The 527-nt window shown below is 38.5% G+C and carries 1 protein-coding gene and 1 pseudogene; one reads left to right on the top strand and one right to left on the bottom strand.

Annotated elements, in window-relative coordinates; translation table 11 throughout:
• Window positions 1-132: pseudogene (locus ACS8FC_RS20705) on the top strand (aspartate aminotransferase family protein); the annotation flags it as partial.
• Between the two features lie 108 nt (window positions 133-240).
• On the opposite strand, the gene ACS8FC_RS20700 reads toward ACS8FC_RS20705, so the two are convergent.
• Window positions 241-527 (bottom strand): LysR substrate-binding domain-containing protein (locus ACS8FC_RS20700; RefSeq protein ID WP_439298166.1); only part of this gene is annotated, 287 nt, incomplete at its 5' end.

The following is a 527-nucleotide window of genomic DNA, read 5'->3' as shown; positions in this document are numbered from 1 at the left end:
GATGAGCAAAAACTCATCATTAATGTGACAGGTGGCCATGTGGTGCGTTTGCTACCGCCACTCAATATGAGCCGTGATGAAAGCACACAAGTCGCTGAACGCTTGATCAACTTATTAAAGCCAACATTCTAAAGCTTGCTTGAATATATAGCATGTAATAAAAAAGCCTATGGATAACGATATCCATAGGCTTTTTGCTGACCGATTATTGAAACAACCAATATTTAGTCTAAATAATACTTAGTTTGCATGAAAATATTTCTTCAGTACTTCTAGGCAACGAGTGATTTTAGCTGGTTGTTGGTCACGGTTTAAAGTAACGGCATATAGTACAAAGCTCGGCAACTGATAACCAGTCAATACCTCTACCAATTCTCCGCTCTCAAGCTCTTTTTTGATGTCCATTTCCATCATTCTAACCAGACCATGCCCCTCTTTAGCTAAGGTTGTCGCCATAAAGACATTGTTGGTATAGATACGTGAGTTCATTTTTACACGCGTTTTTTTATTTGTCTCTGTCTGAATCA

The sequence above is a fragment of the Psychrobacter sp. 1Y4 genome (genome assembly GCF_051847555.1).
This window is presented reverse-complemented; position numbering and strand designations above follow the sequence as displayed.